We start from the raw sequence: 12,900 nt of genomic DNA, 5'->3' as shown, positions 1-12,900 counted from the left end.
GACGGGAGGGGACGCGGGTCAGCGGGTGGGGTCGTCGCCTCGGGTGAGGTCGTCCCAGCTGTCGATCGCCGTGTCGCGGTCGAGGGTGGTGGGGGTCGCGGGGTCGGGCGCGTCGGCGGCCGGCGCGCCAGCGGCCGGAGTGGCCGCGGCGCGGGGCGTGGCGTCGTCGGCGGGCTCAGGCTCGTCGGCGAAGAGTTCGTCGGCAGGGCGGCCGTCCTCCCCGGCGAAGCGGGTCTGGTACTTGCGCGACGGACCGGGCCAGAGGCGCGAGAAGACGACGACGGCCGCGCTCGCCAGGATGATGAGGATGCCGGCGACGAGCGCCACCCACGGCCACAGCTCGACCGCGGCGGAGTGCACGAGGCGCCGGATCGAGGAGTCCCCGGCCACCCCTGTCGCGGTCGTGATGGCGGAGGACGACGCGCCCACCGCATCCGACACCGCGCTGATCGCCGAGATGAGCACGGAGACGCCGAGCAGCAGCCCGAGCAGCGCGAGCACGATCCGGAAGACCGGACCGGCGATCGCGAGCGCCGCCGTCAGGGCCAGCCCCGCGAGCGACAGCGCGGTCAGGGCGGGAGCAGCGACCGACCCCGCCACGCTGATCGTGGTGGAGTGCTCGGCCGTGTCGGTCAGCGTGATCGTGAACCACGGCTGCGTCGCCGCCAGCAGAGCGAGACCGCTCCCCACCAGGAGGAGCAGCATGGTGGAGTACTTGACGCGGCGGCCGTTCACGCTGTCGGCCTTCACAGCACGCGCTTCATGGCGTTCGCCACGGCGACGGCGCGCAGCGGGGCCGCCGCCTTGTTCTGCGACTCCTGGAACTCGTTCTCGGGCACGGAGTCGGCCACCAGTCCCCCGCCGGCCTGCACCCGTGCGACGCCGCCCATGATCGTCGCCGTGCGGATCGCGATGGCGATATCCGCATCCCCGGCGAAGTCGAAGTACCCGATCACGCCGCCGTACACGCCGCGCTGGACGGGCTCCAGCTCGTCGATGATCCGCAGCGCCATCGGCTTGGGCGCCCCCGAGAGCGTTCCGGCCGGGAACGTCGCGCGGAACACGTCGATCGCCGTCGCGTCCGGCAGCAAGTCGCCCTCCACCGACGAGACGATGTGCATGATGTGGCTGAACCGCTCGATGCGCATGAACTCCGTCACCTCGACCGTGCCCGCCTGGCACACCTTGAGCAGGTCGTTGCGGGCGAGATCGACGAGCATCAGGTGCTCGGCGCGCTCCTTGTCGTCGGCGAGCAGCGACGCCTCCAGGTCGAGGTCCTGCTCCGGCGTCGCGCCGCGGGGACGCGATCCGGCGATGGGATGCGTGAACGCGCGTCCCTCCTGCACCTTCACCAGCGCCTCGGGCGACGAGCCGACGATCTGGTACGGCTCGCCGTTCGGCTTCTCGAGCGACAGCAGGTACATGTACGGGCTCGGGTTGAGCGCGCGGAGCACCCGGTAGACGTCGAGCGCGGGGGCTGTGCACTCCAGCTCGAAGCGCTGCGAGATGACGACCTGGAAGATGTCGCCGTCGACGATGCGCTCCTTGGCCGTGACGACCGAGGCCAGGAAGTCCTCCCGGCGCGTGCGGGAGATCGGCTCGGCCGGGATGCCGAGGTCGACGTCCTCCAGCCACGCCTCGGAGGGCTGCGCGAGCTCGCGCTGCATGCGGTCGAGACGCGCCTGCGCATCCGCCCACAGCGCGTCCGCGTCGGCGACGTCGTCGGCCAGCGCGTTGGCGACCAGCTTCACGGTGCCGGTGCGGTGATCCACGACGACGAGGTCGGCCACGAACGCGAGCGCCTGGCCGGGCACGTCGACATCGGCGGGCGGGGCGTCGGGCAGGCGCTCGATCTGCCGGATCGCCTCCCAGCCGATGAACCCGACGAGACCGCCGGTGAGCGGAGGGAGGCCCGGGATGCGGGCGGTCTGCCAGCGCGCATGCAGCGCCGCGAGAGCCTCCAGCGGCCGGAGGGAGGCCGCCGTGCCGAGCGCGCGCTCGGCGGGCAGGCCGTAGTCGAGCCAGTTCACGGCTTCGCCATCCTGCGTGAGCACGCCGAACGACGACGCGCCGACGAACGAGAAGCGCGACCAGATGCCGCCCTGCTCGGCCGACTCCAGCAGGAAGGTGCCCGGCCGGCCGGCCGCGAGCTTCCGGTAGATGCCGACGGGGGTCTCCCCGTCGGCGAAGAGCTCGCGGATCACCGGGACGACGCGGTGGTCGCCGACGAGTCCGTCGAAGGCGCTCCGGGTCGTCGTGCCGCCTACGGTGTCGATCACAGGTCGGCCGCCTCGATCTCGGGGCTCGCGCCGACGACCGGCTCCAGCACATCCGCGTCGAAGCAGGTGCGCGTGCCGGTGTGGCAGGCCGCGCCGACCTGCTCGACCGTGACCAGCAGGGTGTCGCCGTCGCAGTCGAGCGCGGCGCCCTTCACGTACTGCACGTGGCCGGACGTGTCGCCCTTCCGCCAGTACTCCTTGCGGGAGCGGGACCAGAAGGTCACCCGGCCCTCGCTCATGGTGCGGCGGAACGCCTCCGCGTCCATCCACCCCATCATCAGCACCTCGCGGGTGTCCCACTGCTGGATGATCGCCGGCACCAGCCCGGCGTCGGTGAAGCGGATGCGCTCCAGTACCGCATCGGTCGTCGTCGCGTTCATCGGCGGACCTCCATCCCGGCCGCGGCCAGTTCGTCCTTCACCTGCTCGATCGTCAGCTCACCCTGGTGGAACACGCTCGCCGCGAGCACGGCGTCGGCTCCCGCCTGGATGGCCGGAACGAAATGCTCCAGCGCCCCCGCGCCGCCCGAGGCGATCACGGGAACGCTGCTCAGGGCGCGCATCTCGCGGATGAGCTCCAGGTCGAAGCCCTCCTTGGTGCCGTCGGCGTCGATGGAGTTGACCAGCAGCTCCCCCGCGCCCAGCTCGATCGCGCGCGCCGCCCACTCCAGGGCGTCGAGGTCGGTCTCCGTGCGCCCGCCGTGCGTCGTCACGACGAAACCGGACGGCGTCGCGGCCGAGCGCTTCACATCCAGCGACAGCACCAGCACCTGCGCGCCGAACCGGGCGGCGATCTCGGAGATCAGCTCCGGGCGCGCGATCGCGGCCGAGTTGACACCCACCTTGTCGGCGCCGTGGCCGAGGAGCTTCGCCACATCCTCGGGGCTGCGCACGCCGCCGCCGACGGTGAGCGGGATGAAGACCTGCTCGGCCGTCGCCCGCACCACGTCGTACGTGGTGGCGCGGTCGTCGACGGTCGCCGTCACATCCAGGAAGGTCAGCTCGTCCGCGCCCTGCTCGAAGTACCGCCGGGCGAGCTCGACCGGGTCGCCCTGGTCGCGCAGGTTCTGGAAGTTCACGCCCTTCACGACGCGGCCGGCGGCCACGTCGAGACAGGGGATCACCCGGACCGCGACGCCCATCAGATCCGCGCAGCGTGGATGGAGGTGACCAGGATGGCGCGGGCGCCCAGCTCGTACAGGTCGTCCATGATGTGGTTGGTCTGCTCGCGCTTGATCATCACGCGGACGGCCACCCACTCCGGCTCGCCCAGCGGAGAGACGGTCGGCGACTCGACGCCCGGCGTCAGGGCGACCGCCTTCTCGAGCAGTGCGACGGGGAGGTTGTAGTCGATCAGCACGTACTGGCGGGCGACCATGACGCCCTGCAGCCGGCGCACCAGCGTGTCCACGCCGGCGGCCGGCGACGGGGACGAGATGAGCACGGCCTCCGACTCCAGGATGACCGGTCCGAAGATCTCCAGCCCCTGCTTGCGGAGGGTGGAGCCGGTCTCGACGACATCGGCGACCGCGTCGGCGACGCCGAGCCGCACGGCCGACTCGACCGCGCCATCCAGCTTGATCAGGGAGGTGCTGACGCCGTGCTCGCCGAGGAACGCGCCGACGAGACCCGGGTAGCTCGTCGCGACGCGCTTGCCCTCCAGGTCGGCGAGCTCGGCGAACACGCCGGCGGGACCGGCGAACCGGAACGTCGACGCGGCGAAGTCGAGGGCGCTGATCTCGGCGGCGGGCGAGCCCGAGTCGAGCAGCAGGTCGCGGCCGGTGATGCCGACATCGAGCGCGCCGGATCCGACGTAGGTGGCGATGTCTCGCGGGCGCAGGTAGAAGAACTCGACGCCGTTGCGGGCGTCGGTGACGATGAGCTCCTTCGGGTCGCGGCGGCCGACGTAGCCGGCCTCGTGCAGCATCTGCGCCGCGGTCTCGGAGAGGGAGCCCTTGTTGGGGACGGCGATCTTCAGCATTCGCAGGTCTTTCGTGACGTGATCGGACGAGTGGATGGGCCTAGGTACGGCAGTAAGGCTGGTCCATCACAGATGTCGGTACACGTCGGCCGGCGTCAGTCCCTTGGCGAGGAGCAGGACCTGCAGGTGGTAGAGCAGCTGCGAGATCTCCTCGGCGGTGGCCTCGTCGGACTCGTACTCGGCGGCCATCCAGACCTCGGCGGCCTCCTCGACGATCTTCTTGCCGATGGCGTGCACGCCGGCGTCGAGCTCGCGGACCGTGCCGGAGCCGTCCGGGCGGTCCTGCGCCTTCTGCGCGAGTTCGGCGAAGAGGTCGTCGAAGGTTTTCACCCCTCCAGCGTACCGGTCCGCCCGAGCCGGTCAGACATTCGTGCCGAATGTGCGGTATGCCGCGCTGATTCCGCACATTCGGCACGAATGTGCGGAGGTGTGGGTCAGTGGAGGTGCGGAAGCGCGGCGGCACGGAGGGCCGCGATGCGGTCCGCCGGCTCGCCGCGGAAGACGCTGGAGCCCGCCACGAACGTGTCCGCCCCGGCGGCGGCCGCCGTGACGATGGTCTCCTCGGTGATGCCGCCGTCCACCTGCAGCCACACGTCGAGACCGCGCGCCTCGACGGCCCGCCGCAGAGCGTTGAGCTTCGGCATGGTCTCCGGCATGAACGACTGGCCGCCGAATCCCGGCTCCACCGTCATCACGAGCACCTGGTCGAACTCCTCCAGCAGGTCGAGGTACGGCTCGACGCCGGTGCCCGGCTTGACCGCGATGCCCGCCCGCGCGCCGATCGACCGCAGCCGCCGTGCCAGAGCGACCGGGTCCTGCGCGGCCTCCGCGTGGAAGGTCACCGAGTACGCACCGAGCTCCGCATACCCCGGTGCCCAGCGGTCCGGGTCGTCGATCATCAGGTGCACATCCAGCGGGATGGGGCTCACATCCTGAATGCGGCCCACCATCTGCGGCCCGAACGTCAGGTTCGGGACGAAGTGGTTGTCCATCACGTCGACATGCACCAGGTCGGCGGTCGCGATGCGCTCCACCTCGCTCTGCATGTTGACGAAGTCGGCGGCCAGGATGCTGGGGTTGATGCGGACGCGCGGGTCGATCCGGTCGGCGGAAGGGGTCGAAGCCATGGCTCCAGCCTAGGCGGAGCGCTTGCGGAGAAGCGCGATGAACATCCCGTCGGTGAGGTGGCGGTGCGGCCACAGCTGGACGGTGTCGCCGTCGCTCGCCAGGTCGAGCCGGTCGACGGCGAGGGACTGCAGGGTGTCGGCGGTCGCCTGCGTTTCGAGCAGGTCGCCGTGACGCTCGCGCGCGTCGGCGACGACCCCGCGGGTCTCGGCGAGGTGCGGCGAGCAGGTCACGTAGGCGAGCAGGCCGCCGGGCTTCAGCGCGGCGATCGCCGAGTCGAGCAGGGCGGATTGCAGCGCGGTCAGCTCGCTGACATCCCGCGGGCTCTTGCGCCAGCGCGCCTCCGGCCGACGACGGAGCGCGCCGAGCCCGGTGCACGGGGCGTCGAGCAGGATGCGGTCGAATGCTTCGGGATGCTCGGCACCGACGGCGGTGCCGTCCAGTTCCCAGACCGGCACCTCCAGCGGCACCGGAGCGAGCGCGCGTCGCACGAGCTCGGCGCGTGCGGGGACCAGCTCGTTCGCCACCAGGGTCGCTCCGCCGGTCAGCGCCTCGGCGGCGAGCAGAGCCGCCTTCCCGCCGGGGCCGGCGCACAGGTCGAGCCAGCGCTCCCCTGGCCGCACCGGCTCCGCGCGAGTCAGCGCGAGGGCGGCCAGCTGCGAGCCCTCGTCCTGCACCCGGATGCGGCCCTCGGTCTTCTCCACGATCCCGAACGGATCGCCGCCGCCGACGGTGAAGCCGGGAGGCGAGAACCGGTCGTCGCGCGCGTCGTCCGGCTTGTCGACGAGACCGGGCAGTGCGATGAGGTTGACCCGCGGCGCGGTGTTGTCGGCCTCCAGGAGCTGCTCCAACTCCTCCACCCGGCCCTCGGCGTCGAGCGATCGGCGCAGCGCGCGGACCACCCAGACGGGATGCGAGTGCAGCGCCGAGAGGCGGTCGTCGTCGTTCTTCGCCCGCGACGCGACCTCCTCCCGCCACTCGTCGGGAGTGTGGCGGCCGATCTCGCGCAGCACGCCGTTCACGAAGCCGGTGCCCGAGCGGCTGCCGACGGTGCGCGCCAGCCCGACCGACTCGTTCACGGCGGCGTGCGACGGGACGCGCATCGACAGCAGCTGGTGCGCGCCCAGCCGCAGCACGTCGAGGAGCGGCGGGTCGATCCGGTCGACGTCGCGGCCCGCGGCGATGGCGATGACCCGGTCGTAGTAGCCCTGCATCCGCAGCGTGCCGTAGGTCAGCTCGGTGGCGAGACCGGCGTCCGCCGGCGAGAGCCCGGCGCGGGCGATGCGCGTCGGGAGCAGCAGGTTGGCGTAGGCGTCGGAGTCGCTGACGGCCTGCAGCACGTCGAGGGCGACCTGGCGAGCGGGCTGGACGCGGGTCTGCGGCGGGCCCGAGCGGGGACGCGGACGGCGGTCGTCGCGCCGGTCGTCCCGGCGGCCCGGGCTGCGGTCACGGTTGCGGTCGTCGCGCGGCGCGTTCATGCGAACACCACCCCGGTCGACCCGGCGGCGGAGGCGGACGCGGAGGCGACTCCGCGCAGCCAGTCGGCGGCAGCCATCGCGCGCTTCCCGGCCGGCTGGACGGTGACGAGCTCCAGCGGAGCGGTCCCCGTCCCGACGAGCACCCGCTTGCCGCGCAGTTCCACCGCGCCGGGAGCCACGGGCTCCTCGCCGTCGGTCGTCCGCGCCTCGTGCACCTTGAACCGCTCTCCCTCCAGCAGCACGAACGCGCCCGGCTCGGGCGTCACGCCACGCAGCCGCGCGGAGACCCGCTCGGCCGGTTCGGTCAGGTCGAGCCGCGCATCCTCGAGCGTCAGCTTGGGCGCCAGCGTGACCTCGCCCGCCTGGGGCGTCGCGACGGCCGTGCCCGCGGCCAGCGCGTCCGCGGTGTCGGCCAGCAGGGCAGCGCCCTCCTCGGCCAGGGCGGAGAGCAGCTCGCCGGCCGTCTCATCCGGGCCGATGGGACGTCGCAGCTCGGCATACACATCCCCCGCGTCGAGCTCCGGCACAAGATGGAAGACCGCCGCGCCGGTCTCGGTGTCCCCGGCGATCACGGCGCGCTGCACGGGCGCGGCGCCCCGCCAGCGCGGGAGCAGGGAGAAGTGGAGGTTGACCCAGCCGAGGCGCGGAAGCGACAGCAGCGGCTCGCGCACCAGGCCGCCGTACGCCACCACCACGCCGAGGTCGGGCTGCAGGGCGGCGATGCGCTCGGTCACGTCGTCGCCGAGGCGGTTCGCCTTGATCACCGGTAGCCCGAGACGCTCCGCGGCCTGTGCGACGGGCGACGGCGTCAGCACGCGCTTGCGGCCGAGCGGCGCATCCTCACGGGTGACGACGGCGACCACCTCGTGCCGGGCCGCGACGGCCTCCAGGGACGGGAGGGCGACGGCCGGCGTTCCGGCGAAGACGATGCGCATGGAGAAGGTTCTTTCGGTTCGGGACGGCGACCCAGCCTACTCTGCGCAGCTCCCGATCGGCCGCGAACGGCGGCAGCCGGGGTGCTCCTAGAGGATCTCGGGATCGTCGAAGCGCACCCGCAGCGCCGGCGCCGGGCGGTAACCCAGACGCCCGGCCGGGGCGCGGCGACGGCGGGTCGCGTTCTTCACGACGGCGGCACGGACGGACGCCGCGACGTCGGCGCCATGCGCGTACTCGAATCGCAGCACGGCGCGCACGAGGTCCGGTCCGGAGCGGGCGGCGCGGGCCGACGGTCCCTCCGCCTCCACCGGTGCGGGGCCGAGGACGTCGATGAGGAGGGAGCGGTCCACCGCATCCAGCACTTCGGTCACAGTCGCCTCCGACCCGGTGACCGAGGCGAGACGCACGGCGGGTGGGAAGCGCAGCTCGCGGCGATCCACCAGCTCCTCGTGCGCGAACTCGACCAGGCGGCCGGTCGCGAAGTCGCGCGCCAGCGGTCCCCCGACGCCGACCAGGACGGTCGGGGCGCCGGGTGCGGTGAGCCCGGCCGCGCTCTGCCACCAGCGCAGACAGTCCTCGGCGACGTGCAGACTCTCGCGCGCCAGCATCCGCTCGCCGTCGAGCAGCAGCACCGCCTGGTACCCGCCCTCGGCGATCGGCTCGGCGCCGCGGGTCGCGACCACGAGCGCGGGCGCCGACCCGACACGCTGCACGGGGTGGTCGCCGTCGGCGAGGATGACGCGCGTGCCGGGGAACGCACGCCCCAGCTCCTCGGCGGTGCGGCCCGAGCCGACCGTGACCAGCCGGAACCGCCGGTGCTCGCAGTGCTCGCACTGCCAGTCGGTCGCGAGCCGGCCGCAGACGGTGCACGACGGCGGCGAGCCCGCCCGCGTCTGGTGCAGCGCGCCCTTGCAGTTCATGCACCGCGCCGCCTGCCCGCAGTTCGCGCACGCGATCACCGGAGCGTAGCCCGGCCGCCCGACCTGCACGAGCACCGGGCCGCGCGGCCGTCCGCTCTCGCCGTTCAGCGCCTCGCGGGCGGCGCGCCACGCCGTCGACGGGATTCGCGCGGCGCGGGCCATCGGCTCGGGCGCCTGCTGGTTGGCGGTGAGCACCACCTTCGGGCTCTGGATGCGCTCCGGCGCGATGTCGCGCAGCCAGCCGAGCTCCACCAGGCGCTGTGCCTCCACGCTGCGGATGTTGCCGCTCAGCACCAGAGCGCAGCCCTCGAGCTCCTGCCGGACGAGGGCCGCATCCCGCGTGTGCACATACGGGCTCAGCGGCTCGGCGTGCAGAGGGTCGCTGTCCTCCCAGACCGCGATCAGGCCGAGCCGCTCGGCGGGGGCGTAGACGACCGAGCGGTTGCCGATGACGATGCGCGGGCCGGAGAGCGCCTCCAGGAAGCCGCGGTACCGGTCGGGGTTCGCCTGCCCGGCGTCGGCGCGCACGACTGCGTGCGCGGGAGCGGTGACCGCGAGTGCCGCGGCCAGCTGCTCCAGGTCGCGGTGATCGGGAACCGCGACGATCGCGGTGCGGCCGCCGCGCCAGCAGTCGGCGGCCAGGGCCGCCAGGGTGACCGCCCACTCGCCGACCCAGGTGCCGTCGGGCAGCGGCACGAGGCGCGGGATGGCGCGGAGCGCGATCCGCTCGTCGCGCGCGACCGCATCCTCCAGCATCCGCTCTCCGTACCCGCGCACCGCCACGCGCGCCCCCGCGGGCTCCGGAGTTTTTCGCCCCTCCGACGGCGTGTCGGGAGGAAAAACTCCGGAACTGTCGGCGGCGGCGGCGCGCGCGGCGAGCCACGCCTTCTCGACGCGCACCATCCGGCCGGGGACGGCCAGGCGCAGGATGTCGCTCGCGGTTCCCGCGCTCCGGTCCGCGAGCCTGCGCGCCAGCCGCCAGACGCCCGGCGTGAGCACCTGGGCGGGCGAGACGACGGCCTCCAGCGGGCTCAACGTCCCGTCGTACCCGTCGTCCGGCTCGCCGACCTCGACCAGATAGCCGTCGGCGACACGGCCGGCCGAGCGAAGCGGAACGCGCACGCGCACGCCCGGCTGCGCGTCGGCGGCGAGCTCCTCGGGGATGCTGTAGTCGAAGAGGTGGTCGAGCTGCGGGAGCGGCGAGTCGAGGACCACCCGGGCGACCCGTCCGGCCGCCGCCACCGCTAGATCCCCGCGGCCGAGCGCAGGTCGTCGACGCGGTCGAGCCGCTCCCAGGTGAACTCGGGGAGCTCGCGGCCGAAGTGCCCGTAGGTGGCCGTGCGCGCGTAGATCGGGCGGAGCAGGTCGAGGTCGCGGATGATCGCGGCCGGCCGCAGGTCGAACACGTCGCGGATCGCGCCGATGATGCGCTCCTCCGGAACCTTCGCGGTGCCGAACGTCTCGACGTACAGCCCGACGGGCGCCGCCTTGCCGATCGCGTACGCGATCTGCACCTCGAGCCGGTCGGCGAGGCCGGCGGCGACGGCGTTCTTTGCCACCCAGCGCATGGCGTACGCCGCCGAGCGGTCGACCTTCGACGGGTCCTTGCCCGAGAACGCGCCACCGCCGTGGCGGGAGGCCCCGCCGTAAGTGTCGACGATGATCTTGCGGCCGGTGAGACCCGCGTCGCCCTTGGGGCCGCCGATCTCGAAGCGTCCGGTCGGGTTGATGAGAGTCCGGATGTGCGAGGTCTCGAGCCCCGCGGCGTGCATCACCGGGTTGATGACCTCCTCGATCACCTCCGCCTGCAGCTGCTCGTTGGAGACCTGGGGAGCGTGCTGCGTCGACAGCACGACCGTCTGCACCGACTTCGGCACGGCGCCCTCGTAGCCGATGGTCACCTGGGTCTTGCCGTCGGGCCGCAGGTAGTCGAGCGTCCCGTCCTTGCGGACGGACGCGAGCCGCTCCGCGAGGCGGTGCGCGAGCCAGATCGGCAGCGGCATGTACTGCGGGGTCTCGGTGGTGGCGTAGCCGAACATGATGCCCTGGTCGCCCGCGCCCTGCCGGTCCAGGTCGTCGTGACTCTGCTCGGCGCGCGTCTCGAGGGCGTTGTCCACGCCCTGCGCGATGTCGGGCGACTGCGCGCCGATCGACACGGAGACACCGCACTGGGTGCCGTCGAAGCTGACGTCGGACGAGTCGTACCCGATCTCGACCAGCTTGTTGCGCACCAGGGCCGGGATCTCGACGTAGCCGTTCGACGTCACCTCGCCGGCGACGTGCACCAGGCCGGTGGTGACGAGGGTCTCCACGGCGGCGCGGCTGTGCGGGTCGACGGTGAGCAGCGCATCCAGGATGCTGTCGGAGATCTGGTCGCAGATCTTGTCCGGGTGCCCTTCGGTGACGGACTCGGACGTGAAGAGACGCAGATCTGCCATTGTTCTCCCTGGTCGACGGGGCGCTTGTCTCACGACCGGATTCCTCCGGCGCGAGCGTTGTTCACGCGATGACGTCGAGGATACGGTCGGCCACCGACAGCTTGCTGCCTGAGGCCTCCATCACTATATCGCCGCCCTTGCGCAGGACCACGACCTCATTGCTCTCCGTTGCGAAGCCCTGCGACCAGCCCACCTGATTGAGCACGAGGAAGTCGCTGCCCTTGGCGGCGAGCTTGGTGCGGCCAAGCTCGATGAGGGCCTGCGGGTCCGGCTCGGTCTCGGCCGCGAACCCGACGACGACCTGGTCGTCGCGCTTGTGCGCGGAGAGCCCGGCGAGGATGTCGGGGTTGGCCACCAGCTCCAGCGTCAGGGTGTCGCCGTGGTCCGACTTCTTGATCTTGGCCTCGCGGGTCTCGGCCGGACGGTAGTCGGCGACGGCCGCCGTCATGACGACGACGTCGGCGGCGCGAGCCGCTTCCTGGACGGCCTCCTGCAGCTCCAGCGCGGTCTGCACCTCGATCAGCTCGACGCCCTCCGGCGGTTCGACCTCGAGGTGCGCGGCGATCAGGACGACGTCGGCCCCGCGCGCCTGCGCGGCGCTCGCGATGGCGACGCCCTGCCGCCCGCTCGACCGGTTGCCGAGGAAGCGGACCGGGTCGAGCGGCTCCCGCGTACCGCCGGCGGTCACCACGACGCGCTTCCCGGCGAGGTCGACGCCGCCGCGCGGGCGACGGGCGGCCTCGTTGGCGCGACGGCGCTCGGAGAGCACCACCACGTCGTTGACGGCGGGCGTCTCGGCCGGCGAGCCCGCGGGGAGGGCGGCCGGAGCGTGCGCGGGAGCCTCGACCGCGCGCGGCATCGCCCCGGCGGCACGCAGGGCGGCCCGAACGATGACCTCCGGCTCCTCCATGCGGCCGGGGCCGGAGTCGGCGCCGGTCAGCTGACCGCTCGCCGGCCCGACGACCGTGACGCCGCGGCTGCGCAGGGTTGCAATGTTGGCGACCGTGGCCGGGTTCCGCCACATCTCCGTGTGCATCGCGGGCGCGATGACCAGCGGCGCGGTGGATGCGAGGACGGTGTTCCCGAGCAGATCGTCGGCCAGGCCGGCGGCGAGCTTGGCGATGGTGTTCGCCGTCGCCGGGGCGATCACGATCAGGTCGGCGGACTGGCCGATCGCGACGTGCCGCACCTCGGCGACGCCCTCGTACAGGTCGGTCGCGACCGGGTTGCGGCTGATGGCCTCGAGCGTCGGCCGCCCGACGAACCGCAGAGCGGCCTCCGTCGCGACGACGTGCACCGAGTGACCCTCGAGGACCAGGGCGCGGATGACACCGACGGCTTTATACGCAGCGATGCCGCCGGTCACTCCGACGACGATGGTCAATCGTGGGCTCAACGGCGGCACCTCTCCTGGGCCGGGACCTCCCGGCTGCGGTCGTCCTGCGGTGTTGTCTTCTGCCTCTGTCTTACTCGGCGGCGATCGGCTTGAGAACGAGCTTGTCCTCGTTGATCTCGTGGAGCGCGACCGACAGCGGCTTGTCGTCGACGGACGAGTCGACCAGCGGGCCGACGTTGTCGAACAGGCTGCCCTCGTGGAGGTCGGCGTAGTAGTCGTTGATCTGGCGGGCCCGCTTGGACGCGAAGATCACGAGCGCGTACTTGGACTCGACGCGCGACAGGAGGTCGTCGATGGGCGGGTCGATGATGCCGTTGTTGCTGGTGGCCATGGATGCTCCTTGCTCTG

General features: G+C 72.6%; 13 protein-coding genes. All 13 read right to left on the bottom strand.

The window, feature by feature from the left end:
* Positions 1-18: 18 nt before the first annotated feature.
* The 13 genes from ACF1AJ_RS03165 to rpoZ all read right to left on the bottom strand — a co-directional run bounded on the left by ACF1AJ_RS03165 (position 19) and on the right by rpoZ (position 12,883).
* Complete coding sequence (locus ACF1AJ_RS03165) at positions 19-750, bottom strand: Trp biosynthesis-associated membrane protein (protein ID WP_391506085.1); 732 nt, start codon at positions 748-750, stop codon at positions 19-21.
* A complete protein-coding gene (locus tag ACF1AJ_RS03160) occupies positions 747-2,279 on the bottom strand; it encodes an anthranilate synthase component I (RefSeq protein ID WP_391506084.1) in 1,533 nt (510 codons plus the stop codon). Before ACF1AJ_RS03160 ends, ACF1AJ_RS03165 begins: the two co-directional genes overlap by 4 nt.
* Positions 2,276-2,659, bottom strand: a complete 384-nt coding sequence (gene hisI, locus ACF1AJ_RS03155) for a phosphoribosyl-AMP cyclohydrolase (protein ID WP_391506083.1) — start codon at positions 2,657-2,659, stop codon at positions 2,276-2,278. Before hisI ends, ACF1AJ_RS03160 begins: the two co-directional genes overlap by 4 nt.
* Positions 2,656-3,420 (bottom strand): imidazole glycerol phosphate synthase subunit HisF, encoded by a 765-nt coding sequence (gene hisF / locus ACF1AJ_RS03150; protein WP_089910530.1) that lies wholly within the window; start codon positions 3,418-3,420, stop codon positions 2,656-2,658. Before hisF ends, hisI begins: the two co-directional genes overlap by 4 nt.
* Positions 3,420-4,259 (bottom strand): ATP phosphoribosyltransferase, encoded by an 840-nt coding sequence (hisG, locus tag ACF1AJ_RS03145; protein ID WP_020077501.1) that lies wholly within the window; start codon positions 4,257-4,259, stop codon positions 3,420-3,422. Before hisG ends, hisF begins: the two co-directional genes overlap by 1 nt.
* Positions 4,260-4,325: 66 nt before the next feature.
* Entirely contained in the window at positions 4,326-4,589 is a 264-nt protein-coding gene (locus tag ACF1AJ_RS03140; protein ID WP_391506082.1) for a phosphoribosyl-ATP diphosphatase, read from the bottom strand.
* Positions 4,590-4,693: 104 nt separating this feature from the next.
* On the bottom strand, positions 4,694-5,386 hold the full coding sequence (gene rpe / locus ACF1AJ_RS03135; protein WP_391506081.1) for a ribulose-phosphate 3-epimerase: 693 nt from the start codon (positions 5,384-5,386) through the stop codon (positions 4,694-4,696).
* A 9-nt stretch (positions 5,387-5,395) separates the two neighbouring features.
* Positions 5,396-6,862, bottom strand: coding sequence for an RsmB/NOP family class I SAM-dependent RNA methyltransferase (locus ACF1AJ_RS03130; protein WP_391506080.1), 1,467 nt, complete (start codon positions 6,860-6,862; stop codon positions 5,396-5,398).
* Complete coding sequence (gene fmt / locus ACF1AJ_RS03125) at positions 6,859-7,797, bottom strand: methionyl-tRNA formyltransferase (protein ID WP_391506079.1); 939 nt, start codon at positions 7,795-7,797, stop codon at positions 6,859-6,861. Before fmt ends, ACF1AJ_RS03130 begins: the two co-directional genes overlap by 4 nt.
* An 87-nt stretch (positions 7,798-7,884) precedes the next feature.
* Entirely contained in the window at positions 7,885-9,960 is a 2,076-nt protein-coding gene (locus ACF1AJ_RS03120; RefSeq protein ID WP_391506078.1) for a primosomal protein N', read from the bottom strand.
* A 2-nt stretch (positions 9,961-9,962) separates the two neighbouring features.
* Positions 9,963-11,156: a methionine adenosyltransferase gene (gene metK / locus ACF1AJ_RS03115; RefSeq protein WP_018191195.1), complete on the bottom strand. Its 1,194-nt coding sequence runs from the start codon at positions 11,154-11,156 to the stop codon at positions 9,963-9,965.
* Between the two features lie 61 nt (positions 11,157-11,217).
* Positions 11,218-12,540 carry a bifunctional phosphopantothenoylcysteine decarboxylase/phosphopantothenate synthase gene (locus ACF1AJ_RS03110; protein ID WP_391507425.1) on the bottom strand — a complete coding sequence of 441 codons (1,323 nt, stop codon included), beginning with the start codon at positions 12,538-12,540 and terminating at the stop codon, positions 11,218-11,220.
* 82 nt (positions 12,541-12,622) lie between these two features.
* On the bottom strand, positions 12,623-12,883 hold the full coding sequence (rpoZ, locus tag ACF1AJ_RS03105) for a DNA-directed RNA polymerase subunit omega (RefSeq protein ID WP_018191197.1): 261 nt from the start codon (positions 12,881-12,883) through the stop codon (positions 12,623-12,625).
* Between the last annotated feature and the right edge of the window lie 17 nt (positions 12,884-12,900).

Origin of the sequence: Leifsonia sp. NPDC014704 (assembly GCF_043083605.1) — a bacterium.
GTDB lineage: Bacteria > Actinomycetota > Actinomycetes > Actinomycetales > Microbacteriaceae > Leifsonia.
Note: the sequence above shows the minus strand (reverse complement) of the source record. Positions and strands in the feature narration are given on the sequence as shown.